The organism is Georgenia sp. Marseille-Q6866, assembly GCF_965111665.1.
In genome coordinates, this window is record NZ_CBCOOR010000014.1 from 62889 (window position 1) to 86845 (window position 23957).

Sequence of the window (23957 nt, forward strand, 5' to 3'; positions counted from 1 at the left end):
CCTCAGCGCGCGGCGCCGTCCCGCTCGGCCATCCGGGCGAGCTGGGCGTTGTACTCCGCCAGGGCGGCGTCGTCGTCGCGGTCGGCCTGACGGTCGGTGCGGCGGGTGACGCGGTCCTCGTCCCGCGCCCACGCGATCGCGACGGCGACGGCGAGAGCGAGCGTCGGCAGCTCGCCGATGCCCCACGCGATCGCGCCGCCGGCCTCCTGGTCGGCGAGCGCGTCCACCCCCCAGGGCAGGCCGAGGCGGCCGAAGTGGTCCCCGGCGAACAGGGTGGTGGCCTGCATGACCGAGACGCCGAAGAAGGCGTGGAAGGCCATCGTCGCGAAGAGCAGGAGCAGCCGCATGGGGTAGCGCGGGCGGCTGGGGCCCGGGTCGACGCCGATGAGGGCGCCTGCGAACAGGTACCCGGCCGCGGTGAAGTGGACGACCATGACGATGTGGCCCACGTGGGTGCTCAGCGCCAGCTCGAAGAGCGGTGAGTAGTAGAAGACGATCATCGAGCCGGCGAAGTTCACCGCCGCGGTCCCCGGGTGGGCGAAGAAGCGCGCCCAGCGGGAGTGGACGGTCGCGAGCAGCCACTCGCGCGGCCCGCGGGAGCCGTCCGCGCGGGAGGGCAGCGCGCGCACCGCGAGGGTGATCGGCGCGCCGATGACGAGGAAGATCGGCACGACCATCGCGAGCAGCATGTGCTGGATCATGTGGGCGCTGAACATGACGACGCCGTAGACCGACGGTCCGCCGGACGTCACCCACGCGAAGAGCAGGAGACCCACCACCCACGACGCCGTGCGCGGCAGGGACCAGTGGTCCCCGCGGCGGCGCAGCCGGTACACCCAGGAGAGGTAGACGCCGATGCCGACGAGCGCGAGGAGCCCGAAGAGCACGTCGGGGCGCCACTCCGTGAACCACGTGAGGGCGCTCGGCTCCGGGGGAGCGGGGTAGCCGGTGATCTCCTGCGCGGGGCTCGGGCGGCTGACCGGGTCCTGCGGGACGGGCGGGGCCGAGGAGCCGAGCGCGACGGAGACGCCGATGACGGCGCCCATGAGGACGATCTCGCCGGCCGCGAGCCGCCAGAACGCGCCGGGGCGGTCCGTGGCCGCTGGCACGGTGGCGCGGCGGTGCACCCAGCCGATGACGCCGAGGACGACGAACATCACGGTCTTGGCCAGGAGCAGCAGCCCGTAGTCGGTGGTGACGAGGTCCTCGAGGCTGCCCACGCGCACCCCGCCGTTGACGAGGCCCGAGACGCCGACGAGCGCGAAGCTCCAGCCGGCGAGCGTGGAGAAGCGCCGCACGGCGGGCCCACGGTCGGCACCCAGCCGCCGGGCGACGAGGCACAGCACCGCCAGGCCGCCGGCCCACACGCTGATCGAGCCGATGTGCAGCCACATCGCCGAGACGGCGAGGTTGTGGCCCTCGGCGCCGGCGGCGTGGCCGGTGAGGGCGATGGGGATGACGGTGGCGAGGGCGAGGACGCCGGCGAGGGCGGCCGCCGTCGGCGTCGAGACGGCCACGCACACCGTGGCGAGCACCGCGGCCATGAGCGTGGCGACGAGGTGGGCCTGGCCCATCGGGATGTCGGTGACGAACTGGGCGAGCTCGGCGCCGAAGGTCGGCTCGTCGAGGCCGCGCCCGGAGGTGCGCGCGTAGGTGAGGACGATGCGCACGACGCTCGCCAGCGTCCACACGACCGCGGCGACGGCGGCGGCCCGGGCGGCCAGCGACCACGCCGCGCCGTCGACGGCGACCCGCGGGCGGCGCCGCTCGTCCCCGCGTCCGGCGTGCGGCAGGACGAGCGCGCACATGGCGAGCGCGCCGATCGTCACGGCGGCGGCGCCGTCGGCGACCACGGTCACCAGCGGGACGCCCCAGCGGACGACGGCGCCCGGATCCAGCACGGCGGTGGCCTCGGCCGCCCCGGAGAACACGAGCCCGGCGACCGCGAGCACGAGCGCCGCGACCGCGGCCCCGACGAGGGCGAGGGCCGGGCGGTGGCGGGAGGCGGGAGCGGGCGTGGTCACCTCTCCAGGGTAGATCCAGGCTCGGGTGGCATACTCGCGCGGGTACACGGCACGACACCGGGCGGCAGCAGCCGCCCCCAGGACAGGGGAACGATGACGACACCGAGCGGCGCGGGGCTGGCACCCAGCACGGCCACGATCGAGCACGGCGACCTCCAGCGCTCCGCGGAGCTGCTCGGGCGGGTCAACGCCATCTTCGGCCAGCGGGTGATCGGCCAGGAGGCGCTGCGCACGGCGCTCGTGTCGACGCTGCTCGCCGGCGGGCACATCCTCCTCGAGTCCGTTCCGGGCCTGGCGAAGACGACGGCGGCCCAGACCCTGGCCTCCTCGGTCTCCGGCACCTTCCACCGGATCCAGTGCACGCCGGACCTCATGCCCAACGACATCGTCGGCACGCAGATCTTCAACTACGCGACCGGCCAGTTCAGCACCCAGCTCGGGCCGGTCCACGCCAACCTCGTCCTCCTCGACGAGATCAACCGCTCCAGCGCCAAGACGCAGTCGGCGATGCTCGAGGCGATGCAGGAGAAGCAGACCTCCATCGGCGGCGAGGTCTTCCCGCTGCCCACGCCCTTCATGGTGCTCGCGACGCAGAACCCCATCGAGGAGGAGGGCACCTACGTGCTGCCCGAGGCCCAGATGGACCGGTTCCTCGTCAAGGAGGTCCTCACCTACCCCACGCCCACCGAGGAGATCAGCGTCCTCGACGGCATCAGCTCCGGCTCCTTCGAGGCGCCGCTGCGCAGCGACCCGATCAGCCTGGACGACGTCGTCCTCCTCCAGCGCCTCGCCGCGCAGGTGTACGTCGACGCGTCGATCAAGCAGTACATCGTCGCGATCGTCAACACCACGCGCGGCGGCGGGCCCCGGCCGCTGCCGAAGTTCTCCCAGCACGTGCGGGTGGGCGCCAGCCCGCGTGGTGCGATCGCGCTCATGCGGGTGGCGCAGGCGCACGCCCTCCAGCAGGGCCGCACCTACGTCGTGCCCGACGACGTCAAGGCGCTGAGCCACAGCGTCCTGCGCCACCGGCTCGTGCGCACCTACGATGCCCTGGCGAACAACGTCGCCCCCGAGGCGCTCATCGACGCCGTCTTCGCCGCCGTCCCGGCCCCGTAGGTCTCCCGGATGTCGAGCGCCTCCCGGCTGGCGAAGGTCCGTGCGCGCCTGGACCTTCCCACGGTCCGGCGCGCCTCGGGCCTGCTCGACGGCCACCACCGCTCGATCTTCACCGGCCACGGGCAGGACTTCGACGACATGGTCGAGTACCACCCGGGTGACGACGTCGGCGACATCGACTGGAAGGCCTCGGCCCGTACCGGGCACCCGGTCATCCGCCGCTTCGTCCACGAGTCGAACCTCGCGATGGTCCTCGCCGTGGACACCGGCCGCTCGATGGCCGCCACGGCCCCGAGCGGGGAGCGCAAGTCCGAGATCGCCCTCTTCGCCGCCGACGTCGTCGCCTACCTCGCGCGCTCGCGCGGCGACCTCGTCGGCCTGGTGGCCGGGGACTCGCGCCGGATCACCCAGGTCCCCGCCCGCGGCGGGACCGGCCACATGGAGATGCTCCTGCGCCTCCTCGAACGCGAGCTGACCCGCGACGCACCCGTCTCGGACCTCTCCCGCGTCCTGGACCGGATCCTCACCTCGGCCACCCGCCGTACGCTCGTCGTCCTCATCACCGACGAGGCGCGGCCCGCGCTCAGCGACGAGGAGGCGCTGCGCCGCCTGCGCACCCGCCACGACGTCATGGTCATCTCGGTGGCCGACGCCGTGCCGACGACGCCGGGCCTCGGCCCCGTGGCCGACGTCGAGGGCGGGCTCGTCCTGCCGCCCTTCCTCCAGCGCGACCGCCGCCTGCACGCCGCGGCGACCACCGCCGTCGCCAACCGCAAGAAGCGGGTGCGCGACATGCTGCGGCGCCGCGGCGTCGAGCACGTCGTCGCCGCCAGCTCCGACGACGTCGTCGACGCCCTCCTCGACCTGTTCCGGAGGCAGCGACGTGTCCGGAGCTGAGTCCCTCCTGCCCCCCGAGTCCTACTCGACGTGGGTGCCGGTCCTCGGCGGCGTGCTGCTGCTCGCCGTCGTCGCCTGGTACGCCTTCGTCCTGCTCTCCACCCGCCGCCCGGACCGCCCCCGCGAGCCCGGGCCGCTGGGCGCGGACGGCCGTGCCCGCTTCGAGGAGGACGTCGAGGCCGCGCTGAGCGCCTACCGCAGGGGTGAGCGCGACGTGCGCGGCCTGCACCTGGAGCTCGCGCGCATCATGCGCTCCTTCGCCTCCGAGCGGATCGGGCGCGACGTGCGCTCGTGGACCGCCGGCGAGATCGCCGACCACGACCCGACGGCGACGCTCGGCGACCTCCTCCACCTGTGGGAGGAGCCGTCCTTCGCGCGGCGCAGCGACGCCGAGGCCGACACGGCCGTCCAGCGAGCCCGGGAGGTGATCCGCCGGTGGTGATGCTCATGGCGTGGCTCGTCCCCGTGGTCCTCGGGCTCGTCGTCCTCGCGGCCGTCCTCGGCTGGTTCCGGCCGCGGACCTCCCGCGAGACGCGGTCGGTGCGGTGGGTGGCCAACACCGCCTACCTGCGCCGCCTGCCCACCTACCGCCGGCGCATGCGGCTGTACCAGGTGGCCCTGGGCGGCGTGGGCGTCTTCGCGATCGTCGCCGCCCTCGGCTCGGCCCTGCTGCTCGCCCGTCCGGCGGAGCGGGACGTGCGCGCGGAGGTCCTCGCGACCCGTGACATCGTCCTGTGCCTGGACGTGTCCGGCTCGATGATCGAGTTCGACACCGAGATCGTCCAGACCTTCTCGGAGATGGTCGAGAGCTTCGACGGCGAGCGCATCGCGCTGTCGGTGTGGAACTCCACCTCCCGCACGGTCTTCCCGCTCACCGACGACTACGCGCTCGTCACCGACGAGCTCGACGCCGCCGCCACCGCCCTCGACTTCGACCTCGACGCCCTCGTCCACGCCCCCGAGGCGCTGGACCGGCTCGAGGAGTTCGTCGCCGGGACGATGTCGCTGGACCCCAACTCCTCCTCGCTCGTCGGGGACGGCCTGGCCACCTGCGCCTACGCCTTCGACGAGACGGACACCGAGCGCTCCCGCTCGATCATCATCGCGACCGACAACCAGGTGCTCGGCGAGCCGATCTTCAGCCTCCAGGAGGCCGCCGACCTCGCCGCCGAGCGTGACATCCGGCTCTACGGCCTGTTCGCCTCCTCCGACGAGTCCTACTCCCCGGAGAACGAGGAGGCCTACCGGCAGGCGATCACCGGCCACGGCGGGCTCGTCTACAACGCCGACGACCCCGGCGCCGTCGACGCGATCATCGCGGACATCGCCTCCGAGCAGGCCGTGGAGCTCGAGGCCGAGCCGGAGGTCGTCATCACCGACCGTCCCGAGACCGTCCTGTGGATCGCCGTCGCCGGCGTCGCCGGGCTCGTCCTCGCCGCGTGGAGGCTCCGGTCATGATCCTGCGACTGGTGTGGCCGCTGTGGGTCATCGCCCTGGTCTTCCTGCCGCTCGTCGTCGTCTGCGTCCTCGCCGCCGTGCGGGCCCGCCGGACCGAGGACGGCTCCTTCGCCGCGTGGCTGCGCCGCGGGGGCATGGTCCTCGCGCTCGCGGCGATCGCCCTGGGGCCCGCCGTGCCGAGCACGACGACGACGGTCGCCACCAACGTCGAGCTGTTCTTCGTCGTCGACCGCACCGGGTCGATGGCGGCGGAGGACTACGACGGCGGCCGCCCCCGCCTGGACGGTGTGCGGCACGACGTCGAGGCGCTCGTCGAGGCGATGCCCGGCTCGCGGTACTCGGTCATCACCTTCGACTCCCAGGCCGCCCGCCAGCTGCCGCTCACCACCGACGCCCGCGCGGTGAGCACCTGGGCCGAGACCCTCGTCCAGGAGATCACCTACTACTCGGCCGGGTCCGCCGTCGACCGGCCGCTGCCGGCCCTGCGCAGCGCCCTCGAGGGCGCCGCCGAGCGCAACCCCGAGAACGTCCGGCTCGTCTTCCTCCTGTCCGACGGCGAGAACACCCGCGGCGACGGGACCGGTGACAGCGAGACCCAGTCCTACGCGGAGCTGGGCCCGCTCGTCGACGGCGGCGCGGTGCTCGGCTACGGCACGGCCGAGGGCGGGCAGATGCGCTACTACGACGGCACCGAGGAGACCGGTCCCGGCACCGACGCCCCGTGGATCCTCGACGAGACCCAGCCCGACTCCCCGCCCGCCGTCTCTCGCATCGACGAGACCCAGCTGCGTCGCGTCGCCGAGCAGCTCGGTGTCGACTACACCCACCGCACCGCGCCCACGGACGTCTCCGGCCTCGTGGCCGGCATCGACGCCGAGACCATCGCCGCGGAGGACGGCCGCCGCGAGGTGTCCGTCTACGAGGACGTCTACTGGCCGGCGGCCGCGGTGCTCGCCGCGCTCCTCGCCTGGGAGGCGTGGTACCTGGCGCGCCGGTTCCCCGCCCCTTCGCGTCCCGCCGAGGAGGAGCGCCGCATGACCGCCGACGTCCCGCTGCCCGAGCGCCCGCCGCTGCCCGCCCACCTGCGCCGCCGCCGTCGGCTGCTCGCGTGGTCCGCGCCCGCGGTGCTGGCCTTCCTCGTCACCGGCTCCTGCTCGTGGGCACGGTGCTCGGCGCCGCCCTGGGCACCCGCGAGTTCGACGCGCTGAGGTTCCCGGAGGCGGCGCGGCAGTACCAGGCGCAGCAGCGGTGGACCGGTTTCGCCGAGCAGTGGAAGGCGTGGTTCAACAGCGGCACCGCGCAGTACCGCGCCGAGGAGCACTTCCTCGCCGTCGAGGACCTGCGGGTCGCGCTCGAGCTGGTCCCGGAGGCAGGGCCGCTTCCCGGCGGTCCCGAGGGCAGCAAGGCTCCGGAGTCGCCCGAGTGCCGGGTGCGGACCAACCTGTCCCTGGCGATCGAGGCGATGGGGGACGTCGCCGCGGCCGACGACGAGGACCCCGGCATGGCCGAGGTCTACTACGCCGAGGCGCAGGAGGTCATCACGCCCTGCACGAGCTCCCCGGACAACGAGGAGAGCTCGGAGCGCCAGCAGGACAAGGAGCAGCAGGCGCGCGAGGACCAGCAGGAGCCGCAGGAGCAGCCCACGGACCAGCCCTCCGGCGAGCCGAGCGAGGACCCGAGCGACGAGCCGAGCGACGAGCCCAGCGAGGACCCCAGCGACGAGCCGAGCGACCCCAGCGACGAGCCGAGCGACGACCCGGGGGAGCAGGACCCCACCGACGAGCCGGACGACGACCCCCGTCGCGACGAGCTCGAGGAGCGCAACCGCGAGGCGGAGCGCGACCGGCAGGAGCAGCAGGAGCGCGGCGGTGGCGGGTTCGGCGGCGGCCAGAACTGGTAGTCCCCGTGCCCGGGCACGACCGACGTGTGGAGGACCGCGGGGTCCGGGTGCAGACTGAGGTGGTGCCGACACCGAGGGAGACGACCGACGTCGTCGTCGTGGGTTCTGGACCCAACGGGCTCGCGGCGGCGGTGACGATGGCCCGAGCCGGGCTCGGCGTCGTCGTCCTCGAGGCCGAGTCGACCATCGGCGGCGGGGCACGCACCCTCGACCTGCCGGGGACGGACGGGCTGCGCTACGACGTCTGCTCCGCCGTCCACCCGCTCGCCACGGCGAGCCCCTTCCTCGCCGAGTTCGACCTCGAGTCGCGCGGCGTCGAGCTCGTCACCCCCGAGCTGTCCTACGCCCACCCGCTCGACGGCGGCCGCGCCGGCCTCGCGTGGCGCGACCTCGAGCGCACCGTCGACGGCCTCGGGCCCGACGGCCCGGCGTGGCGGCGGCTCTTCGCGCCGCTCATGCGCGACTCGGAGGCCGTCGTCGGCGCGACCCTCGGCGACATGCGCAGCATCCCGCCCGAGCTGCGTTCGGTGAGCGGCCTGCGCGCCGCCGTCGCCTTCGGCCTGCGGGTGCTCACCCAGGGCACCCACCTGTGGAACCTGCCCTTCCGCAGCGACGTCGCCCCGGCCATGGTCACCGGCGTCGCCGGCCACGCCATCGCCCCGCTGCCGGGCCTCGCCCCCGCCGGCGTCGCCCTCATGCTCGGCACGCTTGCCCACGGGGTGGGCTGGCGCATCCCCGTGGGCGGGTCCCAGGCGATCGTCGACGCGCTCGTCGCCGACCTGCACGCCCACGGCGGGGAGGTCCGCACCGACGTGCGCGTGCGCTCGTGGCGCGACATGCCCCGCGCCCGCACCTACCTCCTCGACACGACGCCCCGCGTGGCCGCCGGCATCTGGGGGGACCGGATGCCCGCCGACATCGCCCGGCGCCTGCGCAAGGCCCCGCGCGGCGGTGGTGCCGCCAAGGTCGACTTCGTCATCGACGGCCCCGTCCCGTGGGCGGTGCCCGAGGTGGGCCAGGCGTTCACGGTCCACGTCGGCGGCAGCCGCGAGCAGGTCACCGACGCCGAGACGAAGGTGGCCCGCGGCATCATGCCCGAACGGCCGAGCGTGCTCCTGTCCGACCCCGCCGTCGCCGACCCCGGCCGGGAGCAGGGCGGGCTGCGGCCGCTGTGGACCTACGCGCACGTCCCGGCAGGCTCGGACGTCGACATGACCGAGGCGATCACCCGCCAGATCGAGCGCTTCGCGCCCGGCTTCCGGGACGTCGTCGTCGACAGCGTGAGCGTGCCCGCGGCGCGGATGGTCGAGCACAACGCGAACCTCGCCGGCGGGGACATCGCCGGCGGCGCCGTGACGCTGCGCCGCGTGCTCGGTGGCCCCACCGGCCGCTGGGACCCCTACTTCCTCGGCATCCCCGGCGTGTACCTGTGCTCGTCCTCCGCGCCGCCCGCGCCCGGCGTCCACGGCATGAACGGCTGGCACGCCGCCCGCCGGGCGCTGCGCCAGCGCTTCGGCCGGCCCGTGCCCTCCCTGGCCCCCTGACGACGGCGGCTCGCGGGCGCCAGCGGCCGAGCCCGCCGCGGGCCGGTAGGGTTCCCTGCGGACCGAGGGAAAGAGGGTGGCGATGAGCGGCGTCGTGCTGCTGCGTGACGTGGCGGTGGGCGAGGGGCGCGTGAAGATCGCCGCCCCGCTGTGCTCCCCGACCCCCGAGGGGCTCCTCGAGGAGGCCGGGCGGGTGACCGCCGCCGGCGTCGACATCGCCGAGTGGCGGGCCGACTATCTCCTCGCCGCCCGTCCCGACGCTCCGCTGCGGGAGCTGCCCGCCACCCTGCGCGAGGGGCTGGGTGGCACGCCCCTGCTCCTCACCGTGCGCAGCGCGGAGGAGGGCGGGCAGGTCACCCTGGAGGACGCCGCGTACGCCGCGGCCGTCTCGGCCCTTCTCGACGACGGCGCGGGGGACGCCGTCGACCTCGAGCTCGCCCGCGGCAGCGTGCTGCCCGGGCTCGTCGACCGTGCCCAGGAGGCCGGCGCGCGCGTGCTCGTCTCGAGCCACGATGTCACGGGCACCCCGCCCGCCGCGGAGATGGCCGACCGGCTCGCCGCGATGGCCGCGGCAGGCGCGGACGTCGTGAAGATCGCGGTGACGGCGCGGGACCCGCTCGACGTCATCGCGCTCCTCGAGGCGACGTGCACGGCCGACCGGGAGCTCGACGTCCCCGTCGTGACGATGGCGATGGGCCCGGTGGGCCTGGTGAGCCGGCTGTGCGGGGAGGTCTTCGGCTCCGCCGTCACCTTCGGGTCGGTCGACCGGGCCTCCGCGCCCGGGCAGATCGACGTCGCTCGCCTGCGGGACGTCGTCGGGCTCGTCCACGAGCACGCGGCGCGATGAGCCAGCCGCCCCCACCGACGGGAGCGCCCCAGCACCCCTGGACCCCGCCCGCCGGCCCCTCCGGCCCTCTTTCCGGCCCTCCCGCCGGCCCGTACGGCCCGCCCGCCGGCCCTTACGGCGCGTCCGCCGACCCGTACCGCCCGGCCGCCTACCCCGTCCCATACCAGCCGGCGCCGGTGGGGCCCACCGGCTCGCCCCTGGACGCCTACGCCTACCAGCTGCCGGCCCCGCGCCGCCGGACGGGCCTGATCGTCGCGGTCGTCGTCTTCTCGGTGCTCGCCCTCGCCGCGCTCGCCCTCGTCCTCGCCGCGCTCGTCGGGCTCGTGGGCGGGGGCCGCGCCTACGGCGAGGACCCGGACCTCGACCGCCTGTGGGACTCGTGCACGGCCGGGGACGCGCTGGCCTGCGACAACCTCTACCTCGAGTCCCCGGTCGGCTCGGAGTACGAGGAGTACGGGGACACCTGCGGCGACCGCTTCCCGCCCGGCGAGCAGCTGTGGTGCCGCGGGCGCATGTGACCTAGCGCAGCCCCAGCGCCGCGACGACCGGCAGGTCCGCGGGGAGCCAGGGGAGCGCGGCCCAGTCGGCCGGGCCCACCCACCGCAGCTCGTCGTGGTCGAGGAGCGGCCGCGGGGTCCCGGACATGGTCGCCGCGAGCCACACGCGCAGCCGCAGGGCCGGCGTGATCGGCCAGTCCCCGGCGAGCGGCCCGGCCACCAGGGGCCCCAGGGACACGCGCACGCCGAGCTCCTCGTGCAGCTCGCGGTGCAGTGCCGCGACCGGGTCCTCCCCGGGCTCGACCTTGCCACCGGGCACCTCCCACCGGCCGGCGAGCTCCGCCGGTGCGGACCGGCGGGCGGCGAGGAGACGGGCCGGCTGGGAGACGTCGTCGACGATCGCGGCGGCGACGACGAGACGGCCCGCCCAGGCGGGAGCCGAGCTGTCGGAGGGGAGGGCGGGCACCCGTGCACGCTACCGCTGCCGCGCCGGCCACGGCACGATGGCGGGATGGACCTCACGGCGGTGCTCTCGCGGCTGCGTCCGGGTGCGCCGCTCGCCGAGCTCGGTGTCCCGGACGCGGCGGTGTGGGCGGCGCTCGGGGCGGGGTTGCTCGTCGTGGGTGTGCGTCCGCTGTGGCGGCTGCTCCGGGTGGCCGTCACCGTGGTCCACGAGCTCGGGCACGCGATCGTCGGCGTCCTCGTCGGACGCTCGTTCACCGGGCTGGTCCTGCGCCCCGACATGTCCGGGCACGCCGTCACGGTGGGCCGCTCGCGCGGGCCCGGCCGGGTCGCGACGACGTGGGCCGGCTACCCCGCGCCGGCGCTCGTGGGTCTGGCGCTCGTCCTCGCGGGGACGAGCGGGTGGACGGGACCGACGACCTTCGTCCTCGCGCTGCTCCTCCTGCTCGGCCTGCTGCGCTCCCGCTCGGTCTACACCGTCCTCGTCATGGTCGCGGCGCTGGTCGCCGCGGGCTGGCTGTGGTGGGCGGCGGACGAGCGGGTCCGTGGCCTGGCCCTGCTCACCGCGGGCGTCGTCCTGCTCCTCGGCGCCTGGCGCCACCTCGGCGCCGTGCTCCGGGCACCCGACCGCGGCTCGGACCCGGCAGTGCTCGCCCGCCTCACCCGGGTGCCGGCGGCACTGTGGGTGCTGAGCTTCGCCGTCGTCCTGGCCGCGTCGAGCTGGGTTGCGGCGGGCCGGCTAGGGGAGCTGCTCCGTTGACACACGCCCGAGGACACACGATACTTGAAGGATCAACCATGAGAGGTGGAGACCGATGAGCGATCCGCGCTGGCTGTCCCCCGTCGAGCGGGAGACCTGGCTGAGCATCTCCGAGCTCGTCACCACGCTACAGGGTGCCCTCGACACCCGTCTCCAGCAGCACGCGGGGGTCACCTTCTACGAGTACATGGTCATGGCCATGCTCTCCGAGCACGACGACCGCACCCTCCAGCTGAGCGAGCTCGCCGAGCTGACCTCGGGCTCCCTCTCGCGCCTGTCCCACGTGCTCACCCGCCTCGAGCGGCACGGCTGGGTCGTGCGCGAGCGCTCCCCGCTCAACCCGCGGGCCCGCATCGCCACCCTCACCGACGCGGGCCTGGAGAAGGTGGAGCAGACGGCTCCCGCGCACGTCCGCGACGTGCGCGAGCTCGTCTTCGATGCCATCGCTCCCGACGACGTCCCCGAGCTGGCCCGGATCCTCGCCCCGGTCCTCGACCGCGCCCGTCCGCCCGGCCGCCGCGTGCGGACCGGCCGCGGCCTGGGCGTGCGCTGACCTAGGACGCGGCTGACGTGCCGCCGATCTGGCGGGGCAGCTCGCGGAAGGCGCCGAGGTTCAGCGCGTCGGCGGCAATGCGCATCTGCTCGAGCTCGGGGTCCCCGAGAGTCTGGGCGACGGTGTCGAGCAGCCGGATCCGGATGGCCTCGGACTGGACGAGGACGGCCTCGCCCTTGGGCGCGAGGTGCACGAGCGTGGGCGCGGCGGCGGCGTTGGGCTCGTTGGGGTGGTGGTGGCGGCTGAGCAGCCCCTTGCGCACGAGACCGGCGACGGTGGCAGCGGACGCGGCGTCGGCCTGGCCGGTGAGCCGGGCCACCGTGCGGTAGTGGTCGGCGCCCTCGGCGACGGCGGTGAGGGCCTGCAGCTCACCGAGGCGCAGGCCGGTGAGCTCCTCGACGCCCCCGACGAGGAGGCGGCGTGCCTGCTCCCGCTGGGCGGAGTCGCTGTCGAGCTCGAGGATGGCGTCCAGGCCCGACCCGGGGGTCGTGCCACGCAGCACCTGGCGGGCACGGCTGAGGAGGTCCGCCTCGTCGGGATCGACGGTCGGGACCGGCGGGGGGTCATCCTGCTGCATGCTCACAGTTCGTCAACGCTACGGGACGCCGCCGAGTTCCACCCACCGGAGCGGCCGCCGTCAGGGGCGGTTTTCGAACCCGCGCGACCCGTGGCTATAATCGACTCCGGCAGCGGCACCGCCCCTGCCACGCGGGTGTAGTTCAATGGTAGAACTTCAGCTTCCCAAGCTGATGGCGCGGGTTCGATTCCCGTCACCCGCTCCAGACGGCCGGCCCCGAACGGGACCGGCCGTTCGCCATTCGTGAGGCACAATCGCTGCGTGCTTCTCTCCGACCGTGACATCCGGGCCCAGATCGACGGCGGGCGGGTCCACCTCGACCCGTACGACCCCGCGATGATCCAGCCAGCCAGCATCGACGTCCGGCTCGACCGGTGGTTCCGGCTCTTCGACAACCACCGCTACCCGGTCATCGACCCGGCCCAGGACCAGTCCGAGCTCACCAGGCTCGTCGAGGTCGCCCCGGAGGAGCCCTTCGTCCTCCACCCCGGGGAGTTCGCGCTCGGCGCGACCTACGAGCTCGTCACCCTGCCCGACGACGTCGCCGCGCGCCTCGAGGGCAAGTCCTCCCTCGGGCGCCTGGGTCTGCTCACGCACTCCACGGCCGGCTTCATCGACCCCGGCTTCACCGGCCACGTCACCCTCGAGCTGTCGAACACCGCGACGCTGCCCATCACGCTGTGGCCGGGCATGAAGATCGGGCAGCTGTGCTTCTTCCAGCTCTCCAGCCCCGCCGAGCACCCCTACGGCTCGGGCGCGCAGGGCTCGCGGTACCAGGGGCAGCGCGGGCCCACCGCCTCCCGCTCCCACCTCAACTTCAGCCGCATCCTCCTGGGCTGATGACCGACGAGCTGCCCGCCCTCGACCGCGCCCTCGCCGAGCCGCGGCACCTGCTCGTCCTGTCCGAGGAGGTCGGGGCGGAGGAGGTCGAGGCGCTCGCCGTCTCCCACTTCGACGACGCCGGCTGGCTCGGCCCCTCGACGCTCCGGCTCACCGGTGAGGTCCAGCTGACCGGGCCGTGGCACGTGGACGACCGTGTCCGGGCCGCGCTGGACCTGCCGCCCTGGGCGGCCACCGCCATGCTCCTGCGCTGCCCCGTGCAGCGCGGGGCGCCCGTCCCGCCGGAGCTGCGCGGCCTCGGCGGGCTGCTCGACGCCTTCCCCGAGGGTGAGCCGGTGGGCCTGGAACGCCGCGTCCTGGACCACCTCCTCGCCCAGGCCCGTCGCCTCGCCGGCGCGCTGCGCGTCTCCGGGACGGGCACGGTCCTCGTGCCCGACCCGGCCTCCGCCGTCGACCTCACCGTCCACACGACGGTGTGGCTGCAGCCCGAGGCCTGCGGCCGCGTGCTCGCCCCGGTCCTGCCGGGCGTGGTGGCCCTCGACGTCCCCGAGGCGCCCGCTCCGCCCGCCGACCGCCTGCGGGCCGACGTCAGCCCTCACCGGGCCCGCGCGGTCGCCGCCCTCGACGACGGCGAGCGGGCCTGGCTGCACGCGGAGGCCGACGCCCTCGACGCGGCTGTGCTCGCCCAGCCCCAGGTGGTCGACGGCTACGCACACCTGGCGCCCGTGCCCGGCGGGACGCTCGAGGTGCTCGTCGCCGGTGACGAGCACACCCCGCTCGTCCTGCGGGGCCTGCCGTGGGCGCGTGGCGGCGTCATCAGCTACGAGGTGCGCTGGCGGCCCGACGAGCCGGCCCTCGCGCTCGGACCGCGGCCCCCGCTGGCGCTGCGGCGCCAGCGCGAGGAGGTGCGTGCCCTCGTCGAGCGCGTCGCGGCGGCGCTGCACGCCGTCGTCGGCGGGGAGGTCGTCGACGACGACGCCTTCCTCGTCGCCCTGCCGCAGACATGACGACGCGGCGGCCCCGGGGTGGGGGGCCGCCGCGTACGCGGGGTGTCAGCGGGAGTCGCGGACCGTGCCGGCGGAGTCCTGCGCCTGGGACTTCACGTCCTGTGCGGCGCCGGTGCCCTCCTCGCGGACGTGCTGGACGCCCTCCGTGGCGGTCTCCTTGAGGTCCTGGACGGCCTGCTGAGCCGGCTCCCGGAGCTGCTCGGCGGTGTCCTGGGCAGCCGACTTCACCTCGTCGGTCGCCTTGGCGAGGGCGTCGCTGTCACGCGCCCCGCCCACGAGCTCGCGCTCCTTGCGGCTGGAGGGGATGAGCCCGGCCGCGAGCAGGCCCGCGCCAAAGGCGATGAGGCCGGCGGCGAGCGGGTTGCCCTCCGCCTTGTTCTTGACGCGGTGCGGCGCGTCCTGCGCCATGCCGCCCGCGTGGCTGGCCTGGTCGCGGACCGAGCCGGCGGCGTCGGACGCGGCCCCGAAGACCTTGTCCTTGGCGTCGGTGACGGCGCCGCGGATCTTGTCGCCCTGACGGTGGGCGATGTTGCTCGGGTTCACCTTGTCGCTCAGCGCGTCGACGTTCTGGCTGAGGTCGGCGCGGGTCCGCTCGATGTCACTGCGGATCGCATCGGGATCGTTGGTCGCCATCAGTGGTCCTGTCCTTTCACTGCGTCCGGAATCTTCTTCACGGTCTCTTGCGTGCGGGGCAGGCCCTCGGCCTGCTTGATCTCCTTGCGGCCGGTGACCGCGAGCACGGCGGCGACGACGGCCCAGATGACCGCGACGATGAGCGCGGACCAGCCGAGGGACGGCTGGGCGTCCCCGTCGCCGATCATCGCGCCCAGCGCCCACCACAGGGCGAGGGAGAGGAAGAGCAGCGTGAAGTACCCGGCGAGGCCGGCGCCGCCGAACATGCCTGCGCCCTTGCCCGCCTTGCTCACGGTCTGGGAGATCTCCGCCTTGGCGAGCTCCATCTCCTGGCGCACCAGCGTGGAGAAGTCCTCGCTGATGTTCCCGATGAGCTCACCGAGGCTCGCGTCCTCGGGCGGCGGGCTGGTGCCCGCCGCGCCGGCCGGGGGAACGTACGGGCTGGTGCCCGGCGCCCCTGCGGGGGGAGTGTGACCGGGGGGCGTGCTCATCGCAGCCCACCCGGCTGGTTGCCCTGGATGCTCGTGTCCGTGCCGTAGGTGTGCATGGGCGGCGGGGGAGTGGCGGTGCCGCTCAGCGGGCTCGTGCCGGTGGAGTAGCCCACGGGGGTCGTGGTCGTCCCGGTGGTCCCGTGCTGGCCCGAGGCGTAGAAGCCGGCGGACGTGCCGCCCGAGGTGTCGGTGTCGTCGTCGCCCATGTCCTTGAGGCTGCGGGCGATGCGGCCGGCGGCGAGGCCGAGGCCTGCCGCGACGAGCATGAAGGTGCCCGGGTTGTGGCGGGCGTAGCGGCCCACCTCCTCGAGCAGCTCGGCGGGCTCGCGGTCCTCGAGCCAGCGGCCGGCGTCGTCGGCCGCCTGCGAGGCCCACCGGGCCACGTTGGTGGCGACGCCCGGCTCCTCGGTGCCGTCGGCCATCTGGTTCATCTCGGAGGAGAAGGACCGCAGGCCGCTCGCGAGGCGCTGCTGCTGCGCACCGGCCTGGGAGGAGATCTCGGAGGTGCCCTGGCGGTAGAGCTGCTGCGCCTGGCGCTTGGCCTCACCGGCGGCCTGCTTGACCTCGTCCTTGGCGGTGCCGGCGACGTTCGCCGCCTGCTCCTTGGCGCTGCCGGCGACCTTGGAGGCCTCCTCCTTGGCGGCCTCCTTGGCCCCGCCGTTCTCGTCGTCCTGGGCCACGTGGGCCGGGCCGGTGCTGACGGGTGCCGGCGCGCCGGGCGGGGGCGGGGTCACCGGTGCGGGCGGGGCGACGGGGGCGGCGGTCCGACGGGCGGCCGTGCCGGAGCGCCGGCGTCCTGCCCAAGTGCCTCTGGGTTTCCCGCGGGGCGGGTGAAGTCCTCGGTCATGTGGTTCAGTCCCTTCGGTGCTGATCCGGCCTCGTGGTCGTTCGAGGCACCTGCCCAGAGTGGTACCAATCGCGTCAGCGCGCCTCCCGAAACGTCCGGATCCTCCTCGCCGTTCACGGAATGACACCCCCGGGATTCTGCGAGAGCGGCGAGATCGCACCGCTTGTCCGCAACCGATTCAGAATCGCGTCGGTGTGACGGGTCCCTCCGTCGTCCCACGGAGAGAGGGCAGCGTCGGGTTGGTACAGTGCTGACGTCCCCCTGCTGCGCGAGCCGCGTGCGCACGGGGCTCGTTCTGCGTGGGTACGGCCGGCGTGGACCCGATCCTGACCGACGACAACACACGGAGCCGCCGGTGCTGCAGCTGCTGATCCTCCACCTCGTGGTGGCTGTGGTCGCTCCTGCGTGCATGCGCCTGTGGGGGCGCCGCTTCTTCCTCGTCCTCGCACTCGTCCCGGCCTCGGCCGCGGCCTGGGCGGCGGCGCACAGCCCCGCCGTGCTGCGCGGTGACCACCCCGTCGTCGACGTCTCGTGGGTGCCGGCGCTCGACCTCCACCTCACCTTCCGGCTCGACACCCTGTCCTGGCTCATGGTGCTGCTCGTCGGTGGGGTCGGTGCCCTTGTCCTCGTCTACTGCGCGGCCTACTTCTCGGCCACCGCCCAGGGACTCGGGCGCTTCGCCGGCGTCTTCGTCGCCTTCGCCGGCTCGATGCTCGGCCTGGTGACGACCGACAACACGCTGCTCCTGTACGTCTTCTGGGAGCTCACCACCATCACCTCCTTCCTCCTCATCGGGCACTACCACGACCGCCAGAGCTCGCGGCGTGCCGCGGTCCAGGCGCTCGTCCTCACGACCTTCGGCGGGCTGGCTATGCTCGCCGGCTTCATCGCCCTGGGCGAGGTCGAGGGCGGGAGCTACGCGCTGAGCGAGCTCGTCGCGTCCCCGCCCAGCGGCACGATCGTCGAGGTGGCCGTCGCGCTCGTCCTGCTCGGCGCGGTGACGAAGTCGGCGCTGCTGCCCTTCCACTTCTGGCTGCCGTCGGCCATGGCGGCGCCGACGCCGGTCAGCGCCTACCTGCACGCCGCCGCGATGGTCAAGGCCGGCGTCTACCTCGTCGCGCGCCTGGCCCCCGGCTTCGCCGACGTGCCGCTGTGGCGCTGGACCGTGCTCCTCCTCGGCGGTGGCACCCTCCTGCTCGGTGGCTACCGCTCGCTGCGCCAGCACGACCTCAAGCTCCTGCTCGCCTTCGGCACCGTCAGCCAGCTCGGCTTCATCATCCTGCTCGTCGGCTTCGGCACCCGAGCCGCGGCGCTCGCCGGTCTGGCCCTGCTCGCCGCGCACGCGATGTTCAAGGCCTCCCTCTTCCTCGTCGTCGGCACCATCGACTGGGCCGTGGGCACCCGTGACCTGCGCGAGCTCACGGGGCTGGCCCGGCGCATGCCGCTGACCGCGGCGTCTGCGGCGCTGGCGACGGCGTCGATGGTGGGACTGCCCGTCACGCTGGGCTACGTGGCCAAGGAGGCCGCGCTCGAGTCGATGCTCCACACCGAGGACGGCCTCGGCGCCGCCGCGCTCGTCCTCATCGTCCTCGGGTCGGTCCTCACCTTCGCCTACGGGATGCGCTTCATGTGGGGCGCCTTCGCGAGCAAGCCCGGCGTCGAGCTGTCCTCGGCCCAGCGCACCTCGCGGCTCATCGTCACCCCGGCAGCCGTCCTCGCCGTCGCCGGTGTCGTCGTCGGCTTCCTGCCCGGCGGCGTCGAGCGGGTGCTCGCCCCCCACGCCGACAGCTACCCCGGCGAGCCGGGCCACCTCACGCTCTGGGGCGGCTTCGGCCCGGCGCTCTACCTCACGCTGCTCGTCGTCGCCGTCGGCCTCGTGCTGTTCCTCTGGCGGGCGCCCGTCGAGCGGCTCCAGGGCTCGCTGTGGGAGTTCGACGGCGCCGCGGGCGTCTACCGCCGGATCATCCGCGGCACCGAGCGCTTCGCCGCGGACGTCACCGCCGTCACCCAGCGCGGTTCGCTGCCCGCCTACCTGTCGACCATCCTCACCGTGACGGTCGTCCTCGCGGGCGGTGCGGCCCTCACCTACGGCGTCCTTCCGGCCGACGTGAGGCTGTGGGACAGCGGGGTGCAGGCCGCTGTTGCCGCCGTCGTCGCCCTGGCGGCCCTGCTCGCCGCCCGCGCCCGGCGCCGGCTCAAGGCCGTGCTCCTCCTCGGCGTCTCCGGGTACGGGATCGCGCTCCTGTACGAGATCCACGGCGCCCCGGACCTCGCGCTCACCCAGGTGCTCGTCGAGACGATCACGCTCGTCGTCTTCATCCTCGTCCTGCGCCGGCTCCCCGCCTACTTCTCCAACCGGCCGCTCGCCGCCTCCCGCTGGTGGCGCGCCGCGCTCGGCGCCATCGTCGGCCTCACCGCGGCCGGGCTCACCATGGTCGCCGCCGGCTCCCGGATCCACGTGCCCGTCTCGGTCGACTTCGCCGAGGAGGCCTACGAGTACGGCTACGGGCGCAACGTCGTCAACGTCACCCTCGTCGACATGCGCGCCTGGGACACGATGGGCGAGATCTCGGTGCTGCTCGCCGCGGCCACCGGCGTCGCCTCGCTCATCTTCCTCCGCGCGCGGGCGATCAAGATCGACCGCGCGACCAAGCTGAGCGACCCTCGGCAGGCCAGGGTGTGGGAGACGCCCGTCCCCGACCGCAACGTCAGCCTCTACCGCCGGATGACCGAGCGGGGCGAGGAGGCAGGTGCGGCGGGCCGCGGGCGCCAGTGGCTCAGCGCCATCCCCACCCTCGCGCCGCAGCGACGCTCGGTGATCTTCGAGGTCGGCACCCGCCTCGTCTTCCACACGATGGTGATCTTCTCCCTCTACCTGCTCTTCGCCGGGCACAACCAGCCCGGCGGCGGCTTCGCGGGCGGACTCATCGCGGGGATCGCGCTCACCGTGCGCTACCTGGCTGGCGGCCGCTACGAGCTGGGTGAGGCGCTCCCGGTTCAGGCCGGCTGGATCCTCGGCTCGGGCCTGTTCCTCTCCGCCGGAGCCGGCGCGATCCCGCTGTTCTTCGGCGGGGACGTGCTCCAGTCGGCCCTCATCGAGGCGGACCTCGGCCCGATGGGCGAGCTCAAGCTCGTGACGACGATCTTCTTCGACGTCGGCGTCTACCTCGTCGTCGTCGGTCTCGTCCTCGACATCCTCCGCACCCTCGGTGCCGAGGTGGACCGCCAGGGCGAGCGCGAGGGTGACGTCGCCCCCGACGTGCCCTTCGACTCCCCGGAGGTCACCTCCGACGACGCCGCGCCCGAGGCCGCGCCCGCCGGACGGGTCGGCAACCCGCGCCCCACGGACGGAGAGCCCCGATGATCGACACGTCCCCGAGCCTCGCGCTCATCGTGCTCATCGCCGTCCTCGTCGGTGCCGGCGTCTACCTCCTCCTCGAGCGCAGCCTCACGCGCATCATCATCGGCATCTCGATGATCTCCAACGGGGTCAACATCATGTTCCTCGTCGCGAGTGGCCGCGCCGGAGGGCCACCGCTCGTGGGCACGACCGCGCCCGAGAACATGAGCGACCCGCTGCCGCAGGCCCTCGTCCTCACCGCCATCGTCATCACCCTCGGGCTCACCGCCTTCCTCCTGTCCGTCGCCTACCGCGCCTGGCAGCTCAACGGCCACGACGAGGTCCAGGACGACCTCGAGGACCGCCGGATCGTCCGGCTCGCGGAGAGCAACGAGGTCCCCGCCCGCAGCACCGACGACGCCGGCACCTCGCTGGCCGAGGACGCCGCCCTGTCCCGGGACGAGACCCTCGTCCTGCCCCACAGCAGCGGCCCCAGGCGCCGCCGTCCGGGCCTCGGCCTGGACGACGAGGAGCTGCGATGAGCTTTCTCCTGCCGCTGCCAGTCCTCATCCCCCTCGTCGCAGCGGGGCTGGCGCTCGCGCTCGCCCGCTTCCCGCACGTCCAGCGGATCGTCACGCTCACCGCGCTCACCACCGTGCTCGGGGTCGCGATCGCGCTGCTCGTCCTCGTCAACGACGGCCCTATGGCGGTCGACATCGGAGGCTGGGCCGCCCCGGTGGGCATCGCGCTCGTCGCGGACCGGCTCTCGGCGCTCCTGCTCGTCGTCTCTGTCGCCGTCACCCTCGGGGTGCTCCTGTACTCGCTCGCACAGGGCAACGCCGACGGCGACGAGGGCGCACCGGTGGCGATCTACCACCCGACGTACCTCATCCTCTCCGCGGGCGTCTCCAACGCCTTCCTCACCGGGGACCTGTTCAACCTCTACGTCGGCTTCGAGATCCTCCTCGTCTCGAGCTTCGTCCTCATCACCCTCGGCGGGTCCCGCGAGCGGGTACGGGCGGGCACGGTCTACATCGTCGTCTCGATCCTGTCCTCGATCCTCTTCCTCGCGGCTATCGCGCTCATCTACGCCGCCACGGGCACCGTCAACCTCGCGCAGCTGTCCCAGCGCCTCTCGGAGATCGACCCGGGGACCCAGCTCGTCCTCCAGCTCATGCTGCTCGTCGCCTTCGGGATCAAGGCGGCCATCTTCCCGCTGCACGCGTGGCTGCCCGACTCCTACCCGACGGCGCCCGCCCCGGTCACCGCCGTGTTCGCCGGCCTCCTCACCAAGGTGGGCGTCTACGCGATCATCCGGACGCAGACGCTGCTCTTCCCGGGCGGCCGGGCCGACGACGTCCTCATGGTCCTCGCGCTGCTCACCATGGTCATCGGGATCCTCGGCGCCGTCGCCCAGCAGGACATCAAACGGCTCCTGTCCTTCACCCTCGTCAGCCACATCGGCTACATGGTGTGGGGCATCGCGATGTCGACGGAGGCGGGGCTCTCCGCGGCGATCTTCTACGTCGTCCACCACATCACCGTCCAGACGGCGCTCTTCCTCGTCGCGGGCCTCATCGAGCGCCGAGGCGGCACGACGTCCCTCGCCAAGCTCGGCTCCCTCGCGCGGGTCGCGCCGCTCCTCGCCGTCCTGTACTTCGTGCCGGCGATGAACCTCGCCGGCATCCCGCCGATGTCCGGCTTCCTCGGCAAGGTCGGCCTCATCGAGGCCGGCGCGCAGCGGGGCGGCGCCCTGGACTGGACGCTTGTGGGCGCCGCGCTCGTCACGAGCCTCCTCACGCTCTACGCCGTGAGCAAGGCGTGGAACCAGGCCTTCTGGCAGGAGGCCCCCGAGCCGCTGCCGGACACGTCCACGCCCCGCTCGATGGTCGGGCCCACGGCGGCGCTCGTCGCGATGTCCCTCGCCTTCACCGTCGTGGCCGGGCCGCTGTTCGACTACACCGACCGCGCGGCCCGCGACCTGCGGCAGCAGACTCCGTACATCTCCACCGTCCTGCCCGACGGCCTGCGCGGCTCGGGCCAGTCCTCGGACCTCACCGAGGAGGCCGAGCGCAACGGCGAGTCGGGCCAGATCAGCGAGGAGCAGGAGACCCGGGAGGAGGTGCCGTGAGCCCGCACATCGCCAAGCAGCAGCCCCAGGAGCACCGCCCGCGCGGCCGCTTCCGGCCCCGGGCGAACTGGGGCATCCTCCTGTGGCTCACCGCCGTGTGGGTCGCCCTCTGGGGCGACCTCAGCCTCGCCAACGTCGTCATCGGCGCCTTCCTCGCCGTCCTCGTCACCGCGGTGCTCCCGCTGCCCAGCACGCCCTTCGACGGGCGCTTCCGGCCGTGGGGCGTCGTGCTGCTCCTCGCCTACTTCCTGTGGGACGTGGTCAAGGCGTCGGTCGAGGTGGCGGCCCTCGCCGTGCGCCGCAAGCCGCCGCGGGGTGCGGTCATCCGGGTGCGCCTGCGCAGCCACAACGACGTCTACCTCACGATGGTCGCCGGCATGACGTCCCTCGTGCCCGGGTCCGTCGTCATCGAGGCACACCGCATCACCGGGACGCTCTACCACCACATCCTCGACGTCGAGATGCACGGCGGCCTCGAGCGGGCCCACCAGGCCGTCCTCGACCAGGAGGAGCGCATCCTGCGCGCCTTCGGCAGCCGCGAGGAGCTCATCGAGGCCGGTCTGACGCCGGGCAGCTCCGCGCGGGCCGGCAAGCAGCGCAGCAGCTCCGGGGACCGCGTCGACCGCGACATGGACGCCCGTCGGGAGGAGGCGTCATGACCGTCGTCTACGTCATCTGCTTCGTCATCCTGCTGGTTGCCGCCCTCATGGCGCTGTCCCGGGTCGAGCGCGGGCCGAGCATGTTCGACCGCATCCTCGGGGTGGACGTCACGACTGCCGTCCTCATCGGCACGGTCGCGCTCATCGCCGCCGCGACCAAGCGCGGCGACCTCGTCCCCGTGCTCATCGTCCTCGCCCTCGTCGGCTTCATCGGCTCGGTCTCCATCGCCCGGTTCGCCGCGGCGGAGTCCGCGGAGGAGGGCCGCATCCTCACCAAGGACGAGCTCGAGGACATCCTCTCCCAGCGCGACGCGGCGCACGAGGACGGGCCGGGCGCCGACGAGGACGATGACAGCGGGTCGGTCATCGTCTCCGTCGAGGCCGACGACGACGAGGAACACCGCAGGAGGGACCGATGACCACCGACACCGTCCTCGACGTCGTCGCCGGGTTCCTGCTCATCGGCGGGTCGCTGCTCGCCCTCGTCGCGGGCCTCGGCATCGTCCGCTTCCCCGACCTGCTCTCCCGCATGCACGCGGCGACCAAGCCGCAGGTGCTCGGCCTCATGCTCCTCATGCTCGGCCTGGGGATCGAGCTGCGCAGCGTCACCGCGGGGGTCACCCTGCTGCTCGTCGTCGCGTTCCAGCTGGTGACGGGGCCGATCTCCGCGCACATGCTGAGCCGGGCCGGCTACCGCACCGGCAAGGTCGACCACTCGCTGCTCGTCGTCGACGAGCTCACCGAGGACCTCGAGCGGGCCGAGAAGCTCGACGAGCTCGACCGGCTCGAGCTCGAGCGGGAGAAGCGCACCGCCAGCGCGGACGAGGGCCGCGACGCGCGCGGCACCTCGCCCGCGGACGGCTGAGGCGCGGGGCGGCTACGGCCCGGTGACGGGGTTGGGGGACTTCTTCTCCACCGGCCCGCCGTACCACTTCGCGGCCCCGGCCTGCGCCAGCTGGCGGCTCAGCCCGATGACGGCGCCGCTGACCGCGGCGAACACGACGACCTCGGTGAGGCTGACCGCGGGGTCGTCGTTGTCGTCACCGGGCGGCTCGTGCCCGGTGACGGCCTTCCACCCGATGTCGAGGAGCTTGTTGGCGAGCAGGCCGGCAAGAACTGCCGACCCGGTGCTGACGATCTTCCACCCGATGTCCATGTCACTCCATCCTTGAGGGCTGGGGACAAACCTAACGGGGCCCGTGGCGCCGCGCACACCTGCCCGCGAGGTAGCATCGTGAGCGAACGACAGGGGAGCACCGGACGGTGCTGAGAGTGCGGTGAGGCCGCAGACCCTCGAACCTGCTCCGGCTAGCACCGGCGAAGGAAGTCGGGATTCTCTCCCCGGGACGCGGTCGCCCGCGCCCGGACCCCTCC

General features: G+C 73.9%; 26 protein-coding genes, 1 tRNA gene and 1 riboswitch. Of the genes, 20 read left to right on the forward strand and 7 right to left on the reverse strand.

The features are described from left to right. Positions 1-2: 2 nt before the first annotated feature. Entirely contained in the window at positions 3-2024 is a 2022-nt protein-coding gene (locus ACWPXV_RS12705; protein ID WP_454085551.1) for a cytochrome c oxidase assembly protein, read from the reverse strand. Between the two features lie 93 nt (positions 2025-2117). On the opposite strand from ACWPXV_RS12705, the gene ACWPXV_RS12710 reads away from it, so the two are divergent. The 9 genes from ACWPXV_RS12710 (at position 2118) to ACWPXV_RS12750 (ending at position 10304) form a co-directional block, all read left to right on the forward strand. Beyond that, positions 2118-3140 (forward strand): AAA family ATPase, encoded by a 1023-nt coding sequence (locus ACWPXV_RS12710; protein ID WP_454085552.1) that lies wholly within the window; start codon positions 2118-2120, stop codon positions 3138-3140. Positions 3141-3149: 9 nt separating this feature from the next. Next, positions 3150-4037, forward strand: coding sequence for a DUF58 domain-containing protein (locus tag ACWPXV_RS12715; RefSeq protein WP_251839231.1), 888 nt, complete (start codon positions 3150-3152; stop codon positions 4035-4037). Then, a complete protein-coding gene (locus tag ACWPXV_RS12720; protein ID WP_454085553.1) occupies positions 4024-4479 on the forward strand; it encodes a hypothetical protein in 456 nt (151 codons plus the stop codon). The genes ACWPXV_RS12715 and ACWPXV_RS12720 overlap by 14 nt, the downstream gene beginning before the upstream one ends. Before the next feature lie 5 nt (positions 4480-4484). After that, positions 4485-5495, forward strand: coding sequence for a VWA domain-containing protein (locus ACWPXV_RS12725; protein ID WP_454085554.1), 1011 nt, complete (start codon positions 4485-4487; stop codon positions 5493-5495). Next, positions 5492-6703, forward strand: coding sequence for a vWA domain-containing protein (locus ACWPXV_RS12730; RefSeq protein WP_454085555.1), 1212 nt, complete (start codon positions 5492-5494; stop codon positions 6701-6703). The genes ACWPXV_RS12725 and ACWPXV_RS12730 overlap by 4 nt, the downstream gene beginning before the upstream one ends. Then, entirely contained in the window at positions 6652-7395 is a 744-nt protein-coding gene (locus ACWPXV_RS12735; RefSeq protein WP_454085556.1) for a hypothetical protein, read from the forward strand. Before ACWPXV_RS12730 ends, ACWPXV_RS12735 begins: the two co-directional genes overlap by 52 nt. A 59-nt stretch (positions 7396-7454) precedes the next feature. Further along, entirely contained in the window at positions 7455-8939 is a 1485-nt protein-coding gene (locus tag ACWPXV_RS12740) for a phytoene desaturase family protein (RefSeq protein ID WP_454085594.1), read from the forward strand. A gap of 82 nt (positions 8940-9021) precedes the next feature. Continuing rightward, complete coding sequence (gene aroD / locus ACWPXV_RS12745) at positions 9022-9786, forward strand: type I 3-dehydroquinate dehydratase (protein ID WP_454085557.1); 765 nt, start codon at positions 9022-9024, stop codon at positions 9784-9786. Between the two features lie 176 nt (positions 9787-9962). After that, positions 9963-10304: a hypothetical protein gene (locus ACWPXV_RS12750; RefSeq protein WP_454085558.1), complete on the forward strand. Its 342-nt coding sequence runs from the start codon at positions 9963-9965 to the stop codon at positions 10302-10304. 1 nt (position 10305) lies between these two features. Here the strand turns inward: ACWPXV_RS12750 and ACWPXV_RS12755 are convergent, their stop codons facing one another. Then, a complete protein-coding gene (locus ACWPXV_RS12755; RefSeq protein ID WP_454085559.1) occupies positions 10306-10749 on the reverse strand; it encodes a (deoxy)nucleoside triphosphate pyrophosphohydrolase in 444 nt (147 codons plus the stop codon). 45 nt (positions 10750-10794) lie between these two features. Between ACWPXV_RS12755 and ACWPXV_RS12760 the strand changes: the two genes are divergently transcribed. After that, positions 10795-11505 carry a M50 family metallopeptidase gene (locus ACWPXV_RS12760; RefSeq protein ID WP_454085560.1) on the forward strand — a complete coding sequence of 237 codons (711 nt, stop codon included), beginning with the start codon at positions 10795-10797 and terminating at the stop codon, positions 11503-11505. Positions 11506-11560: 55 nt separating this feature from the next. After that, positions 11561-12058: a MarR family winged helix-turn-helix transcriptional regulator gene (locus tag ACWPXV_RS12765; protein WP_454085561.1), complete on the forward strand. Its 498-nt coding sequence runs from the start codon at positions 11561-11563 to the stop codon at positions 12056-12058. 1 nt (position 12059) lies between these two features. On the opposite strand, the gene ACWPXV_RS12770 is transcribed toward ACWPXV_RS12765, so the two are convergent. After that, positions 12060-12641, reverse strand: a complete 582-nt coding sequence (locus ACWPXV_RS12770) for a hypothetical protein (protein ID WP_454085562.1) — start codon at positions 12639-12641, stop codon at positions 12060-12062. Between the two features lie 125 nt (positions 12642-12766). On the opposite strand from ACWPXV_RS12770, the gene ACWPXV_RS12775 reads away from it, so the two are divergent. From ACWPXV_RS12775 to ACWPXV_RS12785, 3 genes are all read left to right on the forward strand, one after another. Further along, positions 12767-12840, forward strand: a tRNA-Gly gene (locus ACWPXV_RS12775). A 56-nt stretch (positions 12841-12896) separates the two neighbouring features. After that, complete coding sequence (dcd, locus tag ACWPXV_RS12780) at positions 12897-13475, forward strand: dCTP deaminase (RefSeq protein ID WP_454085563.1); 579 nt, start codon at positions 12897-12899, stop codon at positions 13473-13475. Next, a complete protein-coding gene (locus ACWPXV_RS12785) occupies positions 13475-14482 on the forward strand; it encodes a hypothetical protein (RefSeq protein ID WP_454085564.1) in 1008 nt (335 codons plus the stop codon). The genes dcd and ACWPXV_RS12785 overlap by 1 nt, the downstream gene beginning before the upstream one ends. A 45-nt stretch (positions 14483-14527) precedes the next feature. Here ACWPXV_RS12785 and ACWPXV_RS12790 read toward each other — a convergent pair whose 3' ends face one another. The 3 genes from ACWPXV_RS12790 to ACWPXV_RS12800 are packed head-to-tail and all read right to left on the reverse strand — an operon-like array spanning position 14528 to position 16286. Further along, on the reverse strand, positions 14528-15115 hold the full coding sequence (locus tag ACWPXV_RS12790) for a DUF3618 domain-containing protein (protein WP_454085565.1): 588 nt from the start codon (positions 15113-15115) through the stop codon (positions 14528-14530). Further along, positions 15115-15606 (reverse strand): phage holin family protein, encoded by a 492-nt coding sequence (locus tag ACWPXV_RS12795; RefSeq protein WP_454085566.1) that lies wholly within the window; start codon positions 15604-15606, stop codon positions 15115-15117. The genes ACWPXV_RS12790 and ACWPXV_RS12795 overlap by 1 nt, the downstream gene beginning before the upstream one ends. Then, positions 15603-16286, reverse strand: a complete 684-nt coding sequence (locus tag ACWPXV_RS12800) for a hypothetical protein (protein ID WP_454085567.1) — start codon at positions 16284-16286, stop codon at positions 15603-15605. The genes ACWPXV_RS12795 and ACWPXV_RS12800 overlap by 4 nt, the downstream gene beginning before the upstream one ends. Before the next feature lie 522 nt (positions 16287-16808). Here ACWPXV_RS12800 and ACWPXV_RS12805 point away from each other — a divergent pair. From ACWPXV_RS12805 to mnhG, 6 genes are read left to right on the forward strand one after another with little or no spacing between them, the layout of a single operon-like run. Further along, positions 16809-19817 carry a Na+/H+ antiporter subunit A gene (locus ACWPXV_RS12805; RefSeq protein ID WP_454085568.1) on the forward strand — a complete coding sequence of 1003 codons (3009 nt, stop codon included), beginning with the start codon at positions 16809-16811 and terminating at the stop codon, positions 19815-19817. Further along, positions 19814-20335 (forward strand): Na(+)/H(+) antiporter subunit C, encoded by a 522-nt coding sequence (locus tag ACWPXV_RS12810; RefSeq protein ID WP_251839246.1) that lies wholly within the window; start codon positions 19814-19816, stop codon positions 20333-20335. Before ACWPXV_RS12805 ends, ACWPXV_RS12810 begins: the two co-directional genes overlap by 4 nt. Beyond that, positions 20332-21924: a Na+/H+ antiporter subunit D gene (locus ACWPXV_RS12815; protein ID WP_454085569.1), complete on the forward strand. Its 1593-nt coding sequence runs from the start codon at positions 20332-20334 to the stop codon at positions 21922-21924. Before ACWPXV_RS12810 ends, ACWPXV_RS12815 begins: the two co-directional genes overlap by 4 nt. Next, positions 21921-22583 (forward strand): Na+/H+ antiporter subunit E, encoded by a 663-nt coding sequence (locus tag ACWPXV_RS12820; protein WP_454085570.1) that lies wholly within the window; start codon positions 21921-21923, stop codon positions 22581-22583. Before ACWPXV_RS12815 ends, ACWPXV_RS12820 begins: the two co-directional genes overlap by 4 nt. Beyond that, positions 22580-23002, forward strand: coding sequence for a monovalent cation/H+ antiporter complex subunit F (locus ACWPXV_RS12825; RefSeq protein ID WP_454085571.1), 423 nt, complete (start codon positions 22580-22582; stop codon positions 23000-23002). Before ACWPXV_RS12820 ends, ACWPXV_RS12825 begins: the two co-directional genes overlap by 4 nt. Then, a complete protein-coding gene (gene mnhG, locus ACWPXV_RS12830) occupies positions 22999-23448 on the forward strand; it encodes a monovalent cation/H(+) antiporter subunit G (RefSeq protein ID WP_251839250.1) in 450 nt (149 codons plus the stop codon). Before ACWPXV_RS12825 ends, mnhG begins: the two co-directional genes overlap by 4 nt. 12 nt (positions 23449-23460) lie before the next feature. On the opposite strand, the gene ACWPXV_RS12835 is transcribed toward mnhG, so the two are convergent. Continuing rightward, positions 23461-23739: a DUF4235 domain-containing protein gene (locus tag ACWPXV_RS12835; protein WP_251839251.1), complete on the reverse strand. Its 279-nt coding sequence runs from the start codon at positions 23737-23739 to the stop codon at positions 23461-23463. Positions 23740-23820: 81 nt separating this feature from the next. Beyond that, positions 23821-23926, forward strand: a riboswitch (TPP riboswitch). Positions 23927-23957 lie beyond the last annotated feature (31 nt).